The following is a 20,211-nucleotide window of genomic DNA, read 5'->3' as shown; positions in this document are numbered from 1 at the left end:
AAGTCAAATGAAACTGATCTGAGAAAGAGGCAAACATGATTGAGATGACAACCCATCCTTCGGTTCAACGTGCCTTTCAAAAGGCGCATTGCGAGCGCGGTAAAGCGGTCAGGAGCATCTGGCGAATGATTTTTGGTTCCCGCTGACCGCAGCGCGCGCGGACTTACGGGATAAAAGAAGGGCCGGTCCTTGATGGACCGGCCCGTTTTCGTTCCAATGCCGTTGGTTCAGACGAAGAACTGAGCACCGTTGGCCGAAATGGTCGAGCCGTTGATGAACTGCGAATCGTCCGAGGCAAGAAAGGCGACGCAACGCGCAATCTCTTCCGGCTCACCCAGGCGACCCGCGGGGATCTGGCCAATGATCGATTCGCGCACTTTTTCCGGCACTGCCATGACCATTTCGGTCGCGATATAGCCGGGGCAGATTGCATTGGCTGTAATACCGGCCCGCGCGCCTTCCTGTGCCAGCGATTTTACAATACCCAGATCGCCTGCTTTTGTTGCGGCATAATTCACCTGGGCGAACTGACCTTTCTGGCCGTTGATTGAGCTGATCACGATGATCCGGCCGAACTTACGCTCGCGCATGCCCGGCCATACCGGGTGAACGGTGTTGAAGACACCCGTCAGGTTCGTGTCGATCACCTGATGCCATTGCTCAGGCGTCATCTTGTGGAACGGCGCATCGCGGGTGATACCTGCGTTGGCGACCACAATGTCGATCGGGCCGACCTCGGCCTCGACTTTTTCGATGCCCGCTTTGGATTCGTCGTAATCCGCAACATTCCATTTATAGGTGTTGATACCGGTTTCTTCGGTGAACTTTGCGGCGGCTTCGTCATTGCCTGCATAAGTGGCGGCAACATTATATCCTTCGGCCTTCAACGCCTTGGAAATTGCTGCGCCGATGCCGCGGGAACCGCCGGTTACGAGTGCTGTACGTGCCATTTAGGACTCCTCCAAATTTAGTCGTCTTGGTAATTCTGTTACTCTGAGAGTTGCGGGTGCGCAATATCGTTTCGTGATCGAATTAATCTTTCTGTCCGGCGATATTGTCGCATCTAAGGGATATGATCCGATTGTAACAAAAAAGGGCGCCCTGTGGACGCCCTTTTATAATTAGTTTTCAGCGCAATTAGTCGCGCTCCACGCACAATGCGACACCCATGCCACCACCAATGCAAAGGGTCGCAAGACCCTTCTTCGCGTCGCGGCGTTTCATTTCGAATAGCAGGGTGTTCAGAACCCGACAGCCCGAGGCACCAATCGGGTGACCGATAGCAATTGCACCGCCGTTGACGTTCACAATCGACGGATCCCAGCCCATGTCTTTGTTCACGGCGCAGGCCTGTGCAGCAAATGCTTCGTTGGCCTCGACCAGATCCAGATCGTCAACCGACCAGCCCGCTTTTTCCAGCGCTTTGCGCGAAGCGTAGATCGGGCCGACACCCATGATTGACGGGTCCAGGCCGGCGGTCGCGTATGAGGCGATACGGGCCAGAGGCTCAATTCCGCGCTTTTCGGCATTCTCGACCGACATCAGCAGGGTGGCTGCGGCACCATCGTTCAGGCCCGAAGCATTTGCCGCCGTGACCGAGCCATCCTTGGTGAAAGCCGGGCGCAGTTTGGCCATCGCCTCCATGGTCGCGCCATGGCGGATGTATTCGTCCTTATCCATCACGATGTCGCCTTTGCGGGTCTTGATGGTGAAGGGCACGATCTCGTCGGCGAATTTTCCAGCGTTTTGGGCTGCTTCGGCCTTGTTCTGCGAAGCAACAGCGAATTCGTCCTGCATGTCGCGGCTGATCTGCCATTTCTCGGCCACGTTTTCGGCGGTCTGACCCATGTGATAGCCGTTGAAGGCATCCCACAGACCATCGCGGATCATAGTGTCGATGTATTTCATGTCACCCATCTTGTGACCGGCGCGTAGGGCGGCGGCGTGGGGTGATAGGGTCATGTTTTCTTGTCCACCTGCAGCCACGATCTCGGCATCGCCCAACTGGATGTGCTGAGCGCCCAGAGCGACAGCGCGCAGACCCGAACCGCAAACCTGATTGATGCCCCATGCCGCGCTTTCTTGCGGCAGACCTGCATTGATATGCGCCTGACGGGCGGGGTTCTGCCCTTGTGCGGCGGTCAGGACCTGACCCATGATGGTTTCGCTTACCTCACCCTTGTCGACCCCGGCGCGCTCGACAACGGCCTCCAGGACGGCAGCGCCCAAATCATGTGCGGGGGTGTTCGCAAACGAACCGCTAAAGCTACCGACGCCCGTACGTGCGGCGGATGCGATTACTACGTTGGTCATACAGTCAATCCTTTACCGTCATGGTCTTGTGGGAAATCTGACGGCGCAGGTCGTGGAGAGGCTTTCTCCGGATACAAGAGCGCCTCGTGTTCCCCGCTCCAGCACCTTCTGCAATACCGCAATGCTGCATCTGCAGCAACGGGCAGCTTGTCTCAGAGTTGACTGCGGTGTACCTTTGCGCGGCTTCTTTCTATCAACTGCCTGTTTTTGAGGATTTTTCTTTGACCCAAGGTGGGGAGACCGAAGGTGCGCCGTACAAGAAGCCCTGCAGGCAATCGACCCCATTTTCGACCAGAAAAGCAGCATCTTCAGCGATCTCGACCGATTCGGCGGTCACGAGAATTTCAAATTCACGTGCTACGGCGATCAGCGCGCGCACCAGCGCCTGATTGTCAGAGTTGTTACTGACGCCACGTATGAACTGCCCGTCGATCTTGGCGGCGTCGAACAGAAACTCGCGAAAATGGCGAAAGCTGAAGTTGCTGGCTCCGAAGTCATCCAGCGCGAAGGCGATCCCGCGGGCTTGTTGCTGATCCATGAAGTCAACCACCAGCTCGGGAACCTGCATGGCTGACGCTTCGGAGATTTCCAGAATCAACCTCTCGCCCAGGCTTGCGTCTTTTTTCAGGAACCTATCCAGTACACGCGACCAGTTGGAATAACCGATGGATCGGGCGGACATGTTGATGGACAAGCGAATGCCGGGATTTCGGATCAGGGTGCGCAATCCCATCTCGAGCGCTATGCAATCCAGATCACGACCGATAGGCGTGTTTTCTACCTGTGGCATGAACTCGCGTGCGGGTATGACGCGACCGGTTTCATCCAATACGCGGATGAACCCTTCGTAAAAGGCGATCCCTTGCGGGGGGTGAGCCTGAATAACGGGTTGAAACGCCAGCCTGCATTGCTTGTGCTTTACCGCTTCAGTGGCCATCTGAACGACGGATTGGTCCCGAGAGGTGACGGCGGCGCTCAACGGGTTGTCCGACCCTTCAGGCAGGTCCGCGCGCTTCCTGTTTCCCATGTTCTACCATTCCTCTGATCCCGACGATTACGGTCCGGACAACAGTTTCAGGCAAGACAGGTAAAACCGGAGTTAATGAGCGTGTATTTATCTGCAGGTGTTGCGCCGGTGATCAGTGTGTGGACTGCCGGGCATGCCGCAGCGAAGCCGCCGCGCCAACCAGAGCTCCGAACAGTCCAAGCGCAGCCATGACAAACCCGAGACCCAAAATTGTCGGGACAGCTCCGTTGAGCGCAGCGGCCATGGTGATGACAAGACCCAGCAAACCAGTAACGGTAGAAATTCTCAGCAATTTTGACATGCGGGTCTCCGGAGAATGCTTACTTAAATCACCTTTCGGATATGGAGCAGCTGTGCCAAAAATCAAGCAGAGAAAAGGTCTTTTTGAGACTTAGGCCCGCTTTGGCGCGGTGGCGGACGCCTGCGGGTCGAATTGCTCAAACCCCGGTGTTCCGCAATCTTCCGGATGGCGGACAAGATGTTTGGCCTTGATCTGCTCGGAATTGTCTCGGCTACCATCATGGCTGTAGCCCGGAGGCGCAAAACAATACGCTAATCGCTGGCGCAATGTCAGCCCAGGCTGGGTGGCATCCTTCCAAATTCCGACCCATTCATGAAACGCCACGCGCAGTGGATTGAAGGTGCCGATATTGTGTACGAGGCCATAGTCGACCTTGTCATCTGCTTGCTCGGGAACAAATGTGCCAAACAGCCTGTCCCAGATGATGAATACACCGGCATAATTGCAATCCAGATAGCGTGCATTGCGTCCGTGATGGGCACGGTGGTGGCTGGGGGTGTTCATCACGGCCTCGAACCAGCGGGGCATTTTGCCAATGGCTTCGGTGTGAATCCAGAACTGATAGATCAGGTTCAAGCCGCCGACAAACAGCACCATTGCGGGGTGAAAGCCCAGCAGGATCAACGGCGCACGCACCACCATCATGAAGGTGAACGTATAGGTCCAGGTTTGCCGCAGCGCTGTGGTAAGGTTGTAATGTTGCGAGCTGTGGTGGTTCACGTGGCTGGCCCAGACCCAGCGGATACGGTGCCCGAACCGGTGGACCCAATAATAGCGCAGATCATCCAGCACAAAGCAGAGGATGATGACCGGGATCGAAGTGCCCAGGTTCAGCGGCGTGATTTGCCACAGCCACATGAAAAACGCATACGCGATGAAGCCCAGCAAAAAGCCTGAGGCAATGTTGCCCGCCCCCATGATCAACGAAGTCACGGCATCGCGCGTCTCATACCGACCGCCCTGACCTTTGACGGCGATCCATAGAAATTCCGCCAGAATGGCGGCGATGAAGAACGGTACGGCCCATTGCACCGCGTCGGGAAAGCTTACGTAATCAGTCATGCGGGTTCCATCAGATGTTGCCAGTGGCGGCACTCGGTTTCGTCGAGATGGATGAGTACGCGCGGAGTGCTGAAATCGTGAAATTGAACCTCAAACCCATCGGGATGGTCGATCCTGTCGAAATTCAGCAGATGCCGGGCTACCGTGTCAGCCCCGAAGGACCACAGCAACCCGGCGCCTGTCTCGGTTCGTACAAGGGCGGCATGACCGTCATGGGCGACCGTGACATCAATGACTGTGTCATCAGGGAAGTGTCGAAGCCATTGGATTTGTGCGGTTTCAGGCGTCAGTAGGCGCAAACGAGATCTGCCCGTCAGATGCAACAATAGCGTGATCCCGGCAATGCCGCCGACGACAAGTCCCAACAGAATTTCCAGCGGCATTCGATCCTCCTGCGGACAAACTGCAAGAGGTCGAATTGCCTGTCAAAGGTGGCGTGGCGTCAGCCGTGCTCCAGGCCGTCCAGAACTTCGTGCTGCACCACCCGTTCGACGAAAGGCACCAAACCCTCAGGGCCCGATGTGCGATCTTTTAGATGGATACAGATATCAGGACGGCGCGCGGCAATGATGCCGACCATTTCACCTCGTATGTTGTCGTCCAGACCGGCGCCCATGATGGCGCAGGCGATGCGGGGTTCGGTGTCCAGTTGTCGCCGGACCTCATTCTGATCATGTGCGCCTAGCCATTGGATAGGTAAATGATCCAACTGCCGTGCAACGTCACCGATTACATTCGGCAAACGGCCGATCAGTAATACTACTGGCTTCATATGGCCTCCATTTCGCTGATCACAAACGAAAACCGGCCCAACGGGGCCGGTTTCAGTCTAACACAAAATGAAGCGGGCGGCTTTAGCTATTGGCCTCAACCAGAGTCGATATGATTGACTTCGCGCTTTCCGAGTTCCATTCCGCATCGCCGATCAGGCGCGCAATTTCCTGCCCTTCGGGGTTCAGAATGACGGTAATCGGCAGAGCGATGACACCGAATTCGCGTGCGGCGGCAGAGTTGGGGTCCTGATGGCGTGGCAGGTTGTCGATGCCGTTCTCGTCAAAGAACTTCTTGATCCCGGCAGGCGTGTTACGGCCAGTGGCCAAGGTCAGCACCTGGAACTTGTCGCCGCCAAATTCTTCCTGAAGCTCGGCAATCTGCGGCATTTCCTTGCGGCAGGGGGCGCACCATGTGGCCCAGAAGTTCACCAACACGTATTTGCCAGCATAGTCTTCCAGCGTGCCGACACCGCCATCGTCTTCCAACTGAAACTCTATGGTCTTGGCGGGTTTTGGTTCCTTATGCAGGATCAGCCGTTTCAACGTGCCATCGCGCAGCGCGCCCAGAGTCTCGGCATCCGTTGCCAAAGCGGCGTTTGCACCCAGCGCAAGGGCCATATAAAGGGGGATCAGACGAAATAGGCGCATATCAACTCCGGGTTTTCTTACATGACCGATCAATCCTCGAACCAGATGTGGGGCGGCCGCTTTGCCGCCGGTCCAGACGCGATCATGGAGGCAATCAATGCCTCGATCGGGTTCGATCAGCGGATGGCAGCCCAGGACATCGCAGGCTCGCGCGCCCATGCCGCCATGCTGGCTGCCACAGGCGTTATTACTGATAGTGATGCGCAGGCAATTCGGGAAGGGCTGCTCACCGTTTTGTCAGAAATCCAGAACGGTACGTTTCAGTTTTCGACCGCGCTGGAAGACATTCATATGAATGTCGAGGCGCGGTTGAAAGAGGTGATCGGAGAACCAGCAGGTCGTTTACACACGGGTCGTAGCCGGAATGATCAGGTCGCGACCGATTTCAAACTGTGGGTCCGTGACCAACTGGACGCAGCGGAAACTGGCCTGCTGGCCCTGATCCGCGCGCTTTTGGCGCAGGCCGAAGCTGGTGCCGATTGGGTCATGCCGGGCTTTACCCATCTTCAAACCGCGCAGCCAGTGACCTGGGGCCACCATATGATGGCCTATGTCGAGATGTTTGGCCGCGACCTATCCCGCGTCCGCGATGCGCGTGCACGGATGAACGAATCCCCCTTGGGCGCTGCTGCGCTAGCAGGGACCTCTTTCCCAATTGATCGACACATGACCGCCGAAGCGCTGGGCTTTGATCGCCCCGCAGCCAACTCGCTGGATGCCGTCAGCGACCGCGATTTCGCGCTGGAGTTCCTGTCGACAGCTTCAATCTGTGCGGTCCACCTGTCGCGCTTCGCCGAGGAACTGGTGATCTGGTCTTCGGCCCAATTCCGTTTTGTCACTTTGTCCGATCGGTTCTCGACCGGCTCGTCAATCATGCCGCAGAAAAAGAACCCCGATGCCGCGGAATTGATCCGCGCCAAAGTGGGTCGCATTTACGGCGCCAATACAGCGTTGATGATGGTGATGAAGGGCTTGCCGCTGGCCTATTCCAAGGACATGCAGGAAGACAAGGAACAGGTCTTTGATGCCGCCGACAACTGGATGCTGGCGCTTGCCGCAATGGAAGGGATGGTCAACGACATGACCGCCAACCGCGAAAGTCTTGCAGCTGCTGCAGGCTCCGGTTTCTCAACTGCAACTGATCTGGCCGACTGGCTTGTCCGTGTGCTAGGCCTGCCGTTCCGCGATGCGCACCACGTAACCGGTTCGCTGGTTGCCATGGCCGAAAGCAAAGGCTGCGACCTGCCTGACTTGACGCTTGAGGACATGCAGTCGGTTCATGCTGACATCACTGATGATGTCTATTCTGTTCTTACGGTCGAAAATTCGGTAAACTCGCGCCAGTCCTATGGAGGCACCGCACCGGATCAGGTGCGAGCCCAGATCAAGCGATGGAAGGCGCTGGTGTAATGCATATACGACGCGTGGTGCTGTTGATTTCGGTTGCAGCGGCTCTGGCTGGCTGCGGCGCTGATGGCGAACCCATCCAACCCACCATGAGCGCAAGTGTTGGCGTTGGCAGCAGCGGCACTTATGGCGGTGTCGGGGTTGGTGTGCGTCGCGGTGGTCTGGGCGTATTTCTGGGGCTCTGAGGCATTGCCATTCGTATTTGTCATTCCCATGTGAGCAGAACAACCGGCTGCACGCTGCTCCTCTGGACGTAAGGTGGCAACATGAAATTCTTTGGCCTGATCTTGGCACTTGTTATTCTTGCAGCTTGCGACCCGGCATACAAACCACAACCCAAACCTGAGCCCGAAGCCCGCTCGACAGGAATTTCGGTATCTGGATATGCGCGGATCGGTGCATCGAAGACCTTCTAGATAGCGATGGGATTTCTGCAGATGGCTGGAATCATTTGATCCACATGCCTCTTTTGGTCTAAGCGCGCGGTATGGATCATTTTCTCTACCGCGACGGCGCGCTTTTCGCCGAGGATGTGCCAATCTCCGAAATCGCAGCCGCGGTCGGAACCCCGTTTTATGTTTATTCGACGGCTACTTTGCTGCGGCATTTCAAGCTGTTTGATGACGCGCTTGAGGGCACCGACCACCTTGTCTGCTACGCGATGAAAGCGGCCAGCAATCAGGCCATCCTGAAGACGCTGGCTCAGGCAGGTGCGGGGATGGATGTGGTTTCTGGTGGAGAGTACCTGCGTGCCAAGGCTGCAGGCGTGCCCGGTGACAAGATTGTCTTCTCGGGCGTTGGCAAAACTGCAGATGAGATTCGCACGGCATTGACTGGCGGAATTCGGCAATTCAACGTCGAATCCGAGCCTGAAATGCAGGTGATCAATGCGGTCGCGCTAGAATTGGGCGTGAATGCGCCGATCACCGTTCGGGTGAACCCGGATGTGGACGCCAAGACCCATGCCAAGATTGCTACTGGAAAGTCCGAGAATAAGTTTGGCATCCCGATCTCGCGCGCTTCCGAGGTTTATGCGTTGGCTGCAAGCCTGCCGGGCCTCGAAGTGATCGGGATCGACGTCCATATCGGCTCGCAACTGACCGAATTGGAGCCGTTCGAGTTGGCATATGACAAGGTCGCGGAACTCACTGAGCGTTTGCGCTCCGAAGGGCACAATATTCGGCGCCTTGATCTTGGGGGTGGATTGGGCATTCCCTATACGCGTTCCAATGACGCGCCGCCCTTGCCAGTTGAATATGGCGCGATGATCAAGAAAACGCTTGGCCATCTGGGCTGTGAAATCGAGATCGAGCCCGGCCGACTGATTGCGGGTAATGCGGGTCTGATGGTGTCCAAGGTCATCTACGTCAAATCCGGTGAAGACCGCGATTTCCTGATCCTTGACGGGGCGATGAACGACCTGATCCGCCCCGCTATGTATGAAGCGCATCATGATATAGTCGCCGTCGACGAACCTGCTGCAGGGGTCGAACAAAGGCCCTATGACATTGTCGGTCCTGTTTGCGAATCCGGCGATACATTTGCCAAGCAGCGCAACATGCCGCCGCTGAAATCAGGTGATCTGATCGCTTTCCGCAGCGCGGGGGCCTATGGCGCGGTCATGTCCAGCGAGTACAATACGCGCCCCCTGATCCCTGAAGTTCTGGTGAACGGGGATCAATTTGCCGTAATTCGTGAACGCCCAAGCTTTGACGAAATCATAAACCGCGATACCATACCAGAGTGGCTCTGACGCGATAGGCGCGCGGGCCGGATCAGGAGGCCCGCCTTGCGCGAGAACCAGACCCTGCCGATTCCAAGACTGTCCCTGTGGCTGACGCATGGGGGCATGCTGGCCGAGCAGGTGATGCGCGCCTTCTGGCCGCTCTTTTCTATTCTCATGGCGCTGCTGGCGGCCCTGATGCTGGGGCTGCACGATCTTGTGCCCATCGAAACCGTTTGGATTTCTGCAGCTGTCGGATTGGTTGCGTTGATTGCTACCGCGATCTTAGGGATCAGGCGGTTTCACCTGCCAACCCGGTCTGAGGCGTTGGTTCGGCTGGATGAGACCCTGCCCGGTCGCCCGATTCAGGCATTGATGGATGATCAGGCAATCGGTGCGATGGATGCGGATTCGGTGGGGCTGTGGCAAGCACACCAGGCGCGCATGGCAGACCGTGCTTCACATGCCGATCCGGTGAAACCCGACTTGCGGCTGGCCTCTCGCGATCCCTATGCGCTTCGCTATGCTGCATTGTTGGCGCTCGTCGTTGCAGCTCTGTTTGGTTCGTTCTGGCGGATTGGCTCGGTGGCGGACATGACGCCGGGGACCGCGCAGGCCGGGCAGGGCCCGACCTGGGAAGGCTGGGTTGAACCGCCACGTTACACGGGCTTGCCGACGCTTTACCTTGCTGATCAAACTGATCCAACACTTACGGTGCCCAAAGGCAGCCGCATCACGCTGCGGTTCTACGGGGAGATTGGTGCACACAGCCTTACCGAGACGACGACGCCGCTTGGAACCGAGGCCGCAACCGAGCCAGAGCAGGATTTTGTCGCCGATCGCTCGGGTCAATTGCGGATCGAAGGTCCGGCTGGACGCGATTGGGCGCTGGACATACTCGCGGACACAAAACCACAGATCGAGGTGGCGGGCGCTGCTGAGGCCGAAGCTGGCGGACAGATGAAACTACCGTTCGCGGCGTCCGACGACTATGGCATCATTTCAGGCACGGCTCGGATCGAGTTGAATCTGCCTGCTGTGAATCGCGAATTTGGCCTGGCAACTGAACCGGAGCCGCGCGAGATCATCACGGTTGAGCTTCCGATGCCGATCACCGGCGACAGGACGGATTTTACCGAAGACCTGATCGAAGATTTCTCGCAGCACCCCTGGGCGCATTTGCCGGTGAAAATTACCCTCTTGGCCGTTGATGCGGCAGATCAGGAATCGGTGGCCGAACCTTATTTTGCCGATCTGCCTGCCCGGCGTTTCTTTGATCCACTGGCCGCTGCGGTCGCTGAACAACGGCGCGATTTACTCTGGTCGCGCGACAATTCACTGCGCGTTGCACAATTGTTGCGTGCCGTCTCGCATCTACCCGAAGATTTGTTCCGCTCGGACACCGCCTACTTGCGCCTGAGGGTGATCTTGCGTCGGTTGGAAACCTTTGATCGGCACGGTGCGCTAAACCTCAAACAGCAGGAAGAGATCGCGCAGGCGCTATGGGATCTCGCTGTTCTGATCGAGGACGGAACACTGGCTGACGCTTTGGAGCGGATGCGCCGCGCGCAAGAGCGTTTGACCGAAGCAATGCAGAACGGTGCCAGCGATGAGGAAATCGCTGAGTTGATGCAAGAGCTGCGCGAAGCAACGCAGGATTATATGCGACAGCTTCAGCGCCTCGCCCAAGAAAACGGCGAAGATGGTCAGAACCAACAAGGCCAGAACGGCGAAACGCTGCAGATGACGCAAGATGACCTGCAGCGGATGATGGATCGCATTCAGGAGCTGATGGAACAGGGCCGCATGGCCGAAGCGCAGCAGGCGCTGGAAGAGTTCCAACAGATGATGGAAAACATGCGCGTCACGCAGGGCCAGGGTCAGGGTGGCCAATCCGAAGGTCAGCAGGCCATGGAGGGGCTGGCGGAAACTCTGCGGGAACAGCAAGGGTTGAGCGATCAGGCCTTCCGAGATCTACAAGAACAGTTCAATCCGGGAGCCCAATCTGGCGAAAGTCAGGGCAATGAAGGCAGCAGCGGCGGTCTCGGGCGTGGGCAGAGCCACGAAGGTCAGGGCGGTCAGGGCCAGGGTCAGGATCAGGCAGGTGAGGGGCAGCAGGGTCAGGGATCTCTGGCGGATCGTCAGCAAGCGCTGCGAGATGAACTGGGTCGGCAGGAACAAAGCCTGCCGGGTGGCGGCACGCCTGAAGGTGACGCCGCACGTGAGGCGCTTGGCCGTGCAGGGCGAGCGATGGACGAGGCCGAAGACGCCCTGCGCAGCGATGATCTGGCCGAGGCGATCGACCGGCAGTCCGAAGCGATGGAAGCGCTGCGCGAGGGGATGCGATCACTGGGTGAGGCCATGGCGCAGAACCAGCAAAACCAGCCGGGGCAGGGTACGGAAGCGGGTGATATGCAAGCCAACAACCGCGACCCGCTGGGCCGCGCGCCGGGATCGGCAGGGTCGATCTCGACCGATGATAATCTGTTGCAAGGCGAAGACGTCTATCGCCGGGCGCGCGAGCTATTGGACGAAATCCGTCGCCGCACTGGCGAACAGGATCGGCCTCAGATTGAGCTGGAGTACCTCAAGCGCTTGCTCGAAAGGTTTTAGTTTTGCCCTGCGCCACCGGTCTGTGATTCTAACCACAGACGCGCCTGATCGACCATTGATACATAAGATTTCAGCACCGGATCAGCTTGCGGTACCGCTTCGCTGATCTGGCTAGCATTGCCATAGATCAGAAACAGAATAACGCCGATGATTAGTATCAGCGCGAAGCCACGTAGAAATCCACCGGATTTGCGAGTTGGTGCATCTGTTTCAGCCTCGTCCGAGCTGAGATCGCTGCGCAGGCCGGAATTGATTGCCTCAACATCAGGTAGCTCATCGCGCTGACCTGCATCGGCTGCTGACTCAGTGGCGGAAGGTCTATTGGGTTTGACCTTTGGCTCTTCGGGTGGGTCAAGGGCCAGATCAGGCTGGCTTTCTAGACTACTGCCTTCACGCTCTCGCAGATCAGCCTCGCGCGCGGCTTCTTCCTTTAGGATGTTAGAAACCGCGGGATCTATGTTGCTGGCACTCTCATCATGAGACGCTTCGGCCGCTGTTTTGACCTCTTCAGGATCTGGCGAGTCTATTTCCTGCGTTGCCTCGGCCTCTGGCTCTGTTTCGCCGGCGGCAGGGTGTTTTTCCTGAAACCAGGTCTTTTCGCAATTGGAGCATTGCACTTCGCGCCCGTCTTCTGGGATCACCTCGTCCGGGACTTCGTACTGGGCGCTGCAATTCGGACACGTTAAACGCATTCTGCCTCCTGGCCTTCAAGGCTGGCCTGATAATAGTTTTTTCAGGGATGATATTCCGTTAAGACCCAACAGCAAAGCGTGTTTTCGGTTTCGCGGGCCAAGTGTCGCCAATTGGCCCCGCCCGAGGCATTGAATCCAGCGCTGCGCTCGGGCAAGAGGTGAGCAGAACAATGGGGGCAGGCGTGATCGAGCTGGACAATATCAGCTATACCTACGGCGGCGGCGAATTGCTGAGCGATGTTTCGCTGCAGTTGCAGCCGGGTTCGTTCCACTTCCTGACCGGCCCTTCCGGCGCGGGCAAGACCACATTGCTGAAACTCTGCTATGGCGCGTTGCTGCCAACCTCGGGCAAGTTGATGGCCTTTGGCGAAGATATCGCCAGCATGGACCGTGACCAGATGGCGCTGCTGCGCCGTCGGATCGGCGTGGTGCATCAGGATTGCCGCTTTCTGGATCACATGACGCTGGCCGAAAATGTCGCGCTGCCGCTTATGGTCTCGGGGCGCTCAGAAAATGGACAGCAAGACGACCTGACCGAGCTGCTGAGCTGGGTCGGACTTGGAAGCAGACTCGAAGCACACCCGCCCGAATTGTCGGGTGGGGAACGCCAGCGTGCCGCCTTGGCCCGCGCGGTCATTTTGTCGCCTGACGTGGTGCTTGCGGATGAGCCCACCGGCAACGTGGATTGGGAGATGTCTCAACGTCTGCTGCGCCTGCTGATCGAACTGAACCGGATGGGTAAAACCGTGCTGATCGCCACCCATGACCTAAGCCTGATCCGGGCCGCCAAAAGCCAGGTGCAGGCGCGTGTACTGCGCATCGCGCAGCGTCGGGTGCAGCTTGCGGGGGCGGATCTATGAGCAAGGGCACGATCCGCAATCTGCTGCGCCGTGACACCCGTGCTGATCGCGTTGTGCCGCCCACTGGTTTCACTGCTCAGCTGACCCTGTTTGTCTCGGGCGCGATGGCATTTCTCGCAGTATTTGCACTGGCCCTGTCGCTGGCCTCGGGCCGGGTGGCAGATCGCTGGGCCTCGGAACTGGCAGGGGCTGCGACCTTGCGGATCAATGCCCCTGCAGATCAACGCGCGGCGCAAACCGAGGCAGCTTTGAACGTTCTCCAACAGACGCCGGGGGTCGCTTCGGCCCGCGCGTTGACGAGCGAAGAACAGGCCACACTGCTGTCGCCCTGGTTCGGACCGGACTTGCCTCTGGACACATTGCCAATCCCGCAGCTGATCGAGATTATCGAAGGGGAGCCCGGCCTGGATGCGGCTGGTCTGCGCCTGAGATTGGGGGCAGAAGTGCCGGGTGCGGTGCTGGATGATCACACCCGCTGGCGCGAGCCATTGGTTGATGCGGCCAATTCACTGCGGCGTCTGGGCTGGATTTCGATCCTGCTGATTGGTGGCGCTACTGCCGCTATGATCACCCTAGCCGCCAACGCCTCACTTGCCGCCAATGCGCAGATTATCGAGGTACTGCGTCAGGTCGGCGCGCGGGATCGGTTCATCGCCAGAGCTTTTGTGCGGCGCTTTACCTTCCGCGCGCTTTTCGGGGCGGCCGTCGGAACCCTGTTAGGTATGTCTGGTTTTTTACTGCTACCCGAGGCCTCGGACACTGGTGGATTTCTTACTGGGCTTGGGTTTCAAGGGATTGGATGGCTACTGCCGGTGCTGATACCAGTTTTGGGGGCCGCCGTTGCATTTCTGGCCACATGGTCGGCAGCACAGCGCAAGTTAAAGGAGCTTTCGTGATGTTCATGGCCATTCAATGGGTCCGATCGCTGATCTTCATGATCACTATCTACGCCTGGATGCTGGTCCTCGGGATCATCTTTGCCCCCTATGCGCTGTTTGCCAAAAGTGGCGCTTTGCGCGCCTGTAAGACCTATGCGCGGACGACCAAATGGTTGGCCCGCTGGATGGTTGGCATTCGTTGTGAAGTGCGCGGAGAGGTGCCTCATGGTGAGGTTGTGATCGGCGCCAAGCACCAGTCGTTTCTGGACATCATCATAATCTTCGACGCCATCCCGCACGGCAAATTCATCATGAAGCGCGAGCTTTTGTGGACGCCGGTCATTGGCATGTATGCGCGCCGTCTGGGCTGTATCCCGGTCAATCGCGGCAAACGAGGGGCGGCGGTGGCCAAGATGGTCAAAGATGTTGCGCGCGAGTTCAGCGAACCCGGACAGTTGGTGATCTACCCGCAGGGAACGCGCGTCGCGCCGGGTGTGCACAAGCCCTACAAGGTCGGAACGGCGGTTCTGTATGAAGGCCTCGGGTTCCCGTGCGTGCCCGTTGCCACCAATGCGGGCGTCTTCTGGCCCAGAACCGGTGTCATGCGCAAGCCGGGCAACGCGATTGTCGATTTCCTTAATCCAATCGAGCCCGGCGTCGCACGAAATGACTTTCTTGAGCGGCTGGAAAACGTGATCGAGACTCGGTCGAACGCATTGATGCAGGAAGTGGGATTTGATCCGGATGAAGTTCATTAAGGACATCGCTACGCTCGAGGCGCTCTACGGGACGCCCGGTGCGCCATCTATACGCAAGGTGGCGCGGCAACTTACCCCGCTCTATCGCAAGTGGATCATGGCCTCGCGCCTGTGCATTCTTAGCACCGTCGGCCCCGAAGGTGTCGATGGCAGCCCGCGCGGAGACGACGGATCAGTCGTATTGGAACTGAATCCGGGCACTTTGGCCCTGCCGGATTGGCGAGGAAACAACCGTCTGGATTCACTGCGAAACATCGTTCAGGATCCCCGAGTGTCGCTGATGTTTTTGGTGCCCGGCTCGAACAACGTGGTTCGGGTAAATGGGAATGCTCAGTTGACCGATGACGACGACCTGCGCGCCCGTTTCGAGAAAAACGGAAAGCGCCCTGCGACCGTGATTTTGATTGAGTTATCCGAGGTCTACACCCAATGCGCCCGCGCCCTGATCCGAGCCGGAACCTGGAGCGGTCGTGATGAAACCGATGGCCTTCCGAGTGTCGGCGAGATTCTGTCTGAAATGACATCGGGTGAAGAGGGCGGCGCACAATATGATCAGGAATGGGGTGCCCGCGCCGCAAAGACTATGTGGTAGCAGCTTTGCCGCATAGTAACTTCAAAGCGCGGCGGCTCCCATTCTGGCCACTTTGCCGATCCAACGTTCAACGCTTCCGGGTTTCGGATAGCTTGCGCTGGCAAAATAGGTAAAGCGGGTAGGCTTGAACCCAACAAAGCCCAGAACCTGATCGCGAAGCTGCCGCAGCAGCGCCTGCCGATAGATTAAACGCATGAACCAGCCTGGCGTATCTGACGTCAGGATCACCCTTGCGGTGCGTCCGCTCAGCATCGGTGCTGGCAAACCGATCTTTGTTGTGTTCCGCGTATCGAACGTCCGTCCTGGGATGAATGTCCGGTCGATCAGGCCCTTCAGCTTGGCTGGCAGACCGCCCCACCACATCGGTGTCGTCAGGACCAGGTGCTCGCTCCACTCGATGTCCTGCAATACCTGTTCAAGCACGGGCTCAAGCGGTTTGAAATCCTCATAACTTCCCTGGCCAAAGTCGTGATCGAACTGCAGATCGCTCAGATGCACCATGCGAACCTTGTGACCTTTGGCAATGGCTGCGTCTGCATAGGTTTGTGCAAAGGTGCGCGACAGGCTGCTTTCGGCAGGGTGCCCATTGAGGACGAGTATCTTCTTAGCTGGCATTGCGAATCTCCAAAAATTGACCATGGTCACTTTGTAAGCGCGGAAAATGACCGCGGTCAATAATAAATTTGACCATGGTCAAAAAATATGCAAGCAAGCTCTATGCAAAGACCAATTCAAAAACGAACTCTTAAAACCAGAGCACGCCTGATCTCAGCCGCCGAGGACGTAATTCAGAAGGGCGGGTACGAAGCTCTGCGCGTGGAAGAGGTGGTTCAGGCTGCAGGCGTGGCCAAGGGGACATTCTTTGCGCATTTTCGCGACAAAGACGCGCTAATGGAAATCCTGCTGGCGGAAAAACTGAATGCCTGCCTTGATCAGGCAGAGGCCGGAAAGCCCCCAAAATCAGTGCCACAAATCATCGCGGCCCTAGAATCCGTGCACAACTTCATGACGGTTGAACGCTATGTATTCGACCTGCTCATCAGGTATTCCGGCGCAACGGCAATAGCCGAGATTGGTCCAATCGCATATTTCTTTGAACGATACTTCCGTGTCGTGATGATGTGGCTCGAAGATGCGAATGTTCGCCAGGACGTTCCTTCGGAGCTTTTGGCCGAAGGAGTGCAGGCATTTGCAATTCAGACCATGTCGCTAAAGTTTTGTGCGCTGCATGCCTCAACAAGCTTCAGCGACAGGCTTAAGGTTTATCTTGAGGCGTGGTTGACCCCGGCGAGATAACCACCGGGGTCGTTTATTCAGCTATGAATTGGTCCGTCACCACAGGCGAGCGCTGCCTCGCGCACCGCTTCGGAATAGGTCGGGTGCGCATGGCAGGTTAGGGCCAGATCTTCGGCTGAGGCGCCGAATTCCATGGCGACGCAGACCTCGTGGATTAGGTCTCCGGCCGCGGGGCCGATGATATGTGCGCCCAGAATGCGATCAGTTTCTTTGTCTGCCAGAATCTTGACGAATCCGTCGGCCGCAAAATTCGCCTTGGCCCGGCCATTGCCCATGAACATGAACTTGCCGACCTTGTAGGCGCGGCCCTGTTCCTTGAGTGTCGCTTCGGTCTCACCCACATTGGCCACCTCGGGCCAGGTGTAGATGACACCTGGAATGACGCCATAGTTTACGTGACCGTGATTACCCGCGACCTGTTCGGCTGCAGCCATGCCCTCGTCTTCAGCCTTGTGCGCCAGCATCGGGCCTTCGGTCACGTCGCCGATGGCGTAGATGCCCGGCACGTTGGTCTGCCAATCACTACCAACCTTGATCTGGCCGCGCGGCGTCATCTCAACACCCAGAGCGTCCAGCCCCAGCCCATCCGAATACGGCTTGCGCCCGGTTGCCACCAGCACGGTATCGGCGTCGATCACATGCTCGCTGTCATCCTTCAGCAGCTTGTACGTCACCTTGGCTTTGGTCTTGGTCGCTTCGGTCTTTTGCACCGCAGCGCCCATGACGAATTTCAAACCCTGTTTCTTAAGAATACGCTGAAAGGTCTTCTGCACCTCCGGGTCCATGCCCGGCGTGATTTCCTTGAGGAATTCGATCACCGTCACCTCGGCGCCCAAACGGCTGTAGACCGAACCCAGCTCAAGCCCGATCACACCGGCACCGATCACAATCATTTTCTTGGGAACTTTGCCCAGAGACAGCGCTCCGGTCGAAGTCACTACGACCTTTTCGTCAACCTCGACGCCGGGCAGCGCCGATGGCTCAGAGCCCGACGCGATGATGATGTTCTTGGCCTCATGTACCTCATCGCCAACCTTGATCTTGCCCGCAGCGGGGATCGAGCCCCAACCTTTCAGCCAATCGATCTTGTTCTTCTTGAACAAGAACTCGATGCCCTTGGTGTTGCCATCGATGACTTCATCCTTATAGGCCTGCATTTGCTTCCAATCGACCGAAGGCGATTTCCCCTTAAGGCCCATCTTTGCAAAGTTATGTTCGGCTTCGTGCAACTGATGGCTGGCATGCAGCAAAGCTTTCGAGGGGATGCAGCCCACGTTAAGACAGGTCCCGCCCAGCGTCTCGCGCCCTTCGACCACAGCGGTCTTTAGACCCAGTTGAGCGCAGCGAATTGCGCAGACATAGCCGCCGGGCCCGGCGCCGATTACGATGACGTCATAATTTGCCATTACATTCTCCTAAATCGACCGGTCGCCCGGCACTTCCCCGACCCGATTTCGTGGGTCAGAAATATCTTTTGTCAAACGGGTTCCAGCAGCTTGATCGAGATATGCGCAATCCCACCACGCTCGTGATGCATCGCCAGTTCCTCGGACCCGAAAAAGGCACGGGCCTTGTCTAGGTTCACGACCTCGAACATTGCAATCGCATGGTCCTTCTGATCGGGATCACGCCAGACATGCAGGTCGCGGATACCCGCGGCCTTACGCATCGGCATATCCTCGCGGAACACTTTTAGCCAGGCGTCGAAATCGGCCACATCGGCCTGCCAGAGTACATGTGTCGCCATCTTATAGATCCATCAACAGGCGGCGTGGGTCTTCAAGCGCTTCTTTCACGCGAACCAGGAATGTCACCGCACCCTTGCCGTCAACAATACGGTGGTCATAGGACAGAGCCAGATACATCATCGGGCGGATCTTGATTTCGCCATTGATGACCATCGGACGGTCCTGAATCTTGTGCATGCCCAGAATGCCGGACTGCGGGGGGTTCAGGATCGGTGAGGACATCAACGAGCCATAGACACCACCGTTCGAGATCGTGAACGTACCGCCCTGCATTTCAGCCATCGACAGCTTACCGTCACGGGCGCGTTTGCCCTTTTCAGCAATGGCTTTCTCGATCGCTGCGAAGGACATGCTGTCGGCGTCACGGATCACCGGAACCACCAGTCCCTGAGGCGTACCAGCGGCGACGCCCATATGCACAAAGTTCTTATAGACAATGTCAGTGCCGTCGATCTCGGCATTCACCTCGGGCACTTCTTTCAGCGCGTGACAGCAGGCCTTGGTGAAGAAGGACATAAAGCCCAGACGCACGCCGTGCTTTTTCTCGAACTGGTCTTTGTATTGATTACGCAAGGCCATCACCTCGGTCATGTCCACCTCGTTATAGGTGGTCAGGATGGCCGCTGTATTTTGCGCATCCTTCAGGCGCTTGGCGATGGTCTGGCGCAGACGGGTCATGCGCACGCGCTCTTCGCGGCTCTCATCCTCGGCAGCCAAAGGAGCGCGTGGAGCTTGCGCCGCGGGAGCGGGGGCAGCCGCCGCAGGCGCTGGGGCTGTAGCTGCTGCAGCAACTGCCTTTGCCACGTCTTCTTTCATGATACGCCCATCGCGACCGGTGCCGGTGACCTGATCGGCGGTCAGACCGGCTTCGGCCATCGCTTTCTCAGCTGATGGTGCGTTGGACACGTCTTTACCTGTGTTGGCAGCAGTCGGAGCGGCAGCGGCCGCAACCGGAGCGCTTGCCACACCTGCGGCCGAGCCCGAGATCACCGCCAGCTTGGCAGACGCATCGACCGTGCTGCCTTCGGGTGCAACGATCTCTGCCAGAACGCCTGCCGCCGGGGCCGGAACTTCGACCGAGACCTTGTCGGTTTCCAATTCGCACAGCATCTCATCCTGTGCGACGTTGTCACCAACCTGTTTGAACCATGTCGAAACGGTTGCCTCGGTCACGGATTCGCCCAGCGTCGGCACCATTACGTCCACGCTGCCACCTGCCGCAGCCGGCGCTGCTGCAGCTGGGGCCGGGGCCGCCGCTGCCGGAGCAGGCGCTGCCCCTTCGCCAGCGGTGATGGTGGCCAGCAATGCATCGACACCCACCGTCTCACCTTCGGCAGCGACAATCTCGCCCATCACACCTGCGGTAGGCGAGGGCACTTCGACCGTCACCTTGTCAGTTTCCAGCTCACACAGCATTTCATCAACTGCAACGGCGTCGCCGGGTTTCTTGAACCATGTCGCAACGGTGGCTTCGGTGACAGACTCGCCCAGCGTGGGAACACGAACTTCAATCGTCATCG

At 57.8% G+C, this 20,211-nt stretch carries 23 protein-coding genes; 10 read left to right on the top strand and 13 right to left on the bottom strand.

Features of this window, described 5'->3' with window-relative positions; translation table 11 throughout:
* Positions 1-227: 227 nt before the first annotated feature.
* The 8 genes from phbB to ACRZ91_RS10740 all read right to left on the bottom strand — a co-directional run bounded on the left by phbB (position 228) and on the right by ACRZ91_RS10740 (position 6,124).
* Positions 228-950 carry an acetoacetyl-CoA reductase gene (phbB, locus tag ACRZ91_RS10775; RefSeq protein ID WP_010443651.1) on the bottom strand — a complete coding sequence of 241 codons (723 nt, stop codon included), beginning with the start codon at positions 948-950 and terminating at the stop codon, positions 228-230.
* A gap of 187 nt (positions 951-1,137) precedes the next feature.
* A complete protein-coding gene (locus ACRZ91_RS10770; protein WP_170474166.1) occupies positions 1,138-2,313 on the bottom strand; it encodes an acetyl-CoA C-acetyltransferase in 1,176 nt (391 codons plus the stop codon).
* Positions 2,314-2,506: 193 nt separating this feature from the next.
* Positions 2,507-3,340 (bottom strand): EAL domain-containing protein, encoded by an 834-nt coding sequence (locus tag ACRZ91_RS10765; protein ID WP_480905136.1) that lies wholly within the window; start codon positions 3,338-3,340, stop codon positions 2,507-2,509.
* A gap of 112 nt (positions 3,341-3,452) precedes the next feature.
* Complete coding sequence (locus tag ACRZ91_RS10760; RefSeq protein WP_170703460.1) at positions 3,453-3,641, bottom strand: hypothetical protein; 189 nt, start codon at positions 3,639-3,641, stop codon at positions 3,453-3,455.
* A gap of 90 nt (positions 3,642-3,731) precedes the next feature.
* Entirely contained in the window at positions 3,732-4,703 is a 972-nt protein-coding gene (locus tag ACRZ91_RS10755) for a sterol desaturase family protein (RefSeq protein ID WP_480905133.1), read from the bottom strand.
* Positions 4,700-5,086, bottom strand: a complete 387-nt coding sequence (locus ACRZ91_RS10750) for a hypothetical protein (RefSeq protein WP_480905130.1) — start codon at positions 5,084-5,086, stop codon at positions 4,700-4,702. Before ACRZ91_RS10750 ends, ACRZ91_RS10755 begins: the two co-directional genes overlap by 4 nt.
* 59 nt (positions 5,087-5,145) lie before the next feature.
* Positions 5,146-5,475 carry a hypothetical protein gene (locus tag ACRZ91_RS10745; RefSeq protein ID WP_170474183.1) on the bottom strand — a complete coding sequence of 110 codons (330 nt, stop codon included), beginning with the start codon at positions 5,473-5,475 and terminating at the stop codon, positions 5,146-5,148.
* An 82-nt stretch (positions 5,476-5,557) separates the two neighbouring features.
* Complete coding sequence (locus tag ACRZ91_RS10740) at positions 5,558-6,124, bottom strand: TlpA disulfide reductase family protein (protein WP_170474186.1); 567 nt, start codon at positions 6,122-6,124, stop codon at positions 5,558-5,560.
* Positions 6,125-6,145: 21 nt separating this feature from the next.
* Here ACRZ91_RS10740 and argH point away from each other — a divergent pair, with 21 nt between their 5' ends.
* The 5 genes from argH to ACRZ91_RS10715 all read left to right on the top strand — a co-directional run bounded on the left by argH (position 6,146) and on the right by ACRZ91_RS10715 (position 11,867).
* Complete coding sequence (gene argH, locus ACRZ91_RS10735; protein ID WP_480905126.1) at positions 6,146-7,534, top strand: argininosuccinate lyase; 1,389 nt, start codon at positions 6,146-6,148, stop codon at positions 7,532-7,534.
* On the top strand, positions 7,534-7,716 hold the full coding sequence (locus ACRZ91_RS10730; protein WP_170771968.1) for an argininosuccinate lyase: 183 nt from the start codon (positions 7,534-7,536) through the stop codon (positions 7,714-7,716). The genes argH and ACRZ91_RS10730 overlap by 1 nt, the downstream gene beginning before the upstream one ends.
* 81 nt (positions 7,717-7,797) lie before the next feature.
* On the top strand, positions 7,798-7,947 hold the full coding sequence (locus tag ACRZ91_RS10725) for a hypothetical protein (RefSeq protein WP_170474195.1): 150 nt from the start codon (positions 7,798-7,800) through the stop codon (positions 7,945-7,947).
* Positions 7,948-8,018: 71 nt separating this feature from the next.
* A complete protein-coding gene (gene lysA / locus ACRZ91_RS10720; protein ID WP_480905122.1) occupies positions 8,019-9,284 on the top strand; it encodes a diaminopimelate decarboxylase in 1,266 nt (421 codons plus the stop codon).
* 96 nt (positions 9,285-9,380) lie between these two features.
* Positions 9,381-11,867 carry a TIGR02302 family protein gene (locus tag ACRZ91_RS10715; protein ID WP_480905421.1) on the top strand — a complete coding sequence of 829 codons (2,487 nt, stop codon included), beginning with the start codon at positions 9,381-9,383 and terminating at the stop codon, positions 11,865-11,867.
* Here ACRZ91_RS10715 and ACRZ91_RS10710 read toward each other — a convergent pair.
* Entirely contained in the window at positions 11,864-12,559 is a 696-nt protein-coding gene (locus ACRZ91_RS10710; RefSeq protein WP_480905119.1) for a zinc-ribbon domain-containing protein, read from the bottom strand. The two genes, ACRZ91_RS10715 and ACRZ91_RS10710, sit on opposite strands and share 4 nt — an antisense overlap.
* A gap of 182 nt (positions 12,560-12,741) precedes the next feature.
* Here ACRZ91_RS10710 and ACRZ91_RS10705 point away from each other — a divergent pair, with 182 nt between their 5' ends.
* The 4 genes from ACRZ91_RS10705 to ACRZ91_RS10690 are packed head-to-tail and all read left to right on the top strand — an operon-like array spanning position 12,742 to position 15,647.
* Positions 12,742-13,419: a cell division ATP-binding protein FtsE gene (locus ACRZ91_RS10705; protein WP_010443679.1), complete on the top strand. Its 678-nt coding sequence runs from the start codon at positions 12,742-12,744 to the stop codon at positions 13,417-13,419.
* Positions 13,416-14,315, top strand: coding sequence for a cell division protein FtsX (locus tag ACRZ91_RS10700; protein ID WP_480905115.1), 900 nt, complete (start codon positions 13,416-13,418; stop codon positions 14,313-14,315). Before ACRZ91_RS10705 ends, ACRZ91_RS10700 begins: the two co-directional genes overlap by 4 nt.
* Positions 14,315-15,055: a lysophospholipid acyltransferase family protein gene (locus tag ACRZ91_RS10695; protein WP_480905112.1), complete on the top strand. Its 741-nt coding sequence runs from the start codon at positions 14,315-14,317 to the stop codon at positions 15,053-15,055. Before ACRZ91_RS10700 ends, ACRZ91_RS10695 begins: the two co-directional genes overlap by 1 nt.
* A complete protein-coding gene (locus tag ACRZ91_RS10690) occupies positions 15,042-15,647 on the top strand; it encodes a pyridoxamine 5'-phosphate oxidase family protein (RefSeq protein ID WP_480905109.1) in 606 nt (201 codons plus the stop codon). The genes ACRZ91_RS10695 and ACRZ91_RS10690 overlap by 14 nt, the downstream gene beginning before the upstream one ends.
* Before the next feature lie 21 nt (positions 15,648-15,668).
* On the opposite strand, the gene ACRZ91_RS10685 is transcribed toward ACRZ91_RS10690, so the two are convergent.
* Complete coding sequence (locus ACRZ91_RS10685; protein ID WP_170544633.1) at positions 15,669-16,262, bottom strand: NAD(P)H-dependent oxidoreductase; 594 nt, start codon at positions 16,260-16,262, stop codon at positions 15,669-15,671.
* A gap of 102 nt (positions 16,263-16,364) precedes the next feature.
* Here ACRZ91_RS10685 and ACRZ91_RS10680 point away from each other — a divergent pair, with 102 nt between their 5' ends.
* Positions 16,365-16,943, top strand: a complete 579-nt coding sequence (locus tag ACRZ91_RS10680; RefSeq protein ID WP_480905106.1) for a TetR/AcrR family transcriptional regulator — start codon at positions 16,365-16,367, stop codon at positions 16,941-16,943.
* Between the two features lie 17 nt (positions 16,944-16,960).
* On the opposite strand, the gene lpdA is transcribed toward ACRZ91_RS10680, so the two are convergent.
* The 3 genes from lpdA to odhB all read right to left on the bottom strand — a co-directional run bounded on the left by lpdA (position 16,961) and on the right by odhB (position 20,209).
* Complete coding sequence (gene lpdA, locus ACRZ91_RS10675) at positions 16,961-18,349, bottom strand: dihydrolipoyl dehydrogenase (protein WP_480905103.1); 1,389 nt, start codon at positions 18,347-18,349, stop codon at positions 16,961-16,963.
* Between the two features lie 71 nt (positions 18,350-18,420).
* Positions 18,421-18,690: a hypothetical protein gene (locus ACRZ91_RS10670; protein WP_010443693.1), complete on the bottom strand. Its 270-nt coding sequence runs from the start codon at positions 18,688-18,690 to the stop codon at positions 18,421-18,423.
* Position 18,691: 1 nt separating this feature from the next.
* Positions 18,692-20,209 carry a 2-oxoglutarate dehydrogenase complex dihydrolipoyllysine-residue succinyltransferase gene (gene odhB, locus ACRZ91_RS10665; protein WP_480905100.1) on the bottom strand — a complete coding sequence of 506 codons (1,518 nt, stop codon included), beginning with the start codon at positions 20,207-20,209 and terminating at the stop codon, positions 18,692-18,694.
* Positions 20,210-20,211: the final 2 nt, after the last annotated feature.

It is taken from the genome of Ruegeria sp. O11 (genome assembly GCF_056535285.1).
Note: the sequence above shows the minus strand (reverse complement) of the source record. Positions and strands in the feature narration are given on the sequence as shown.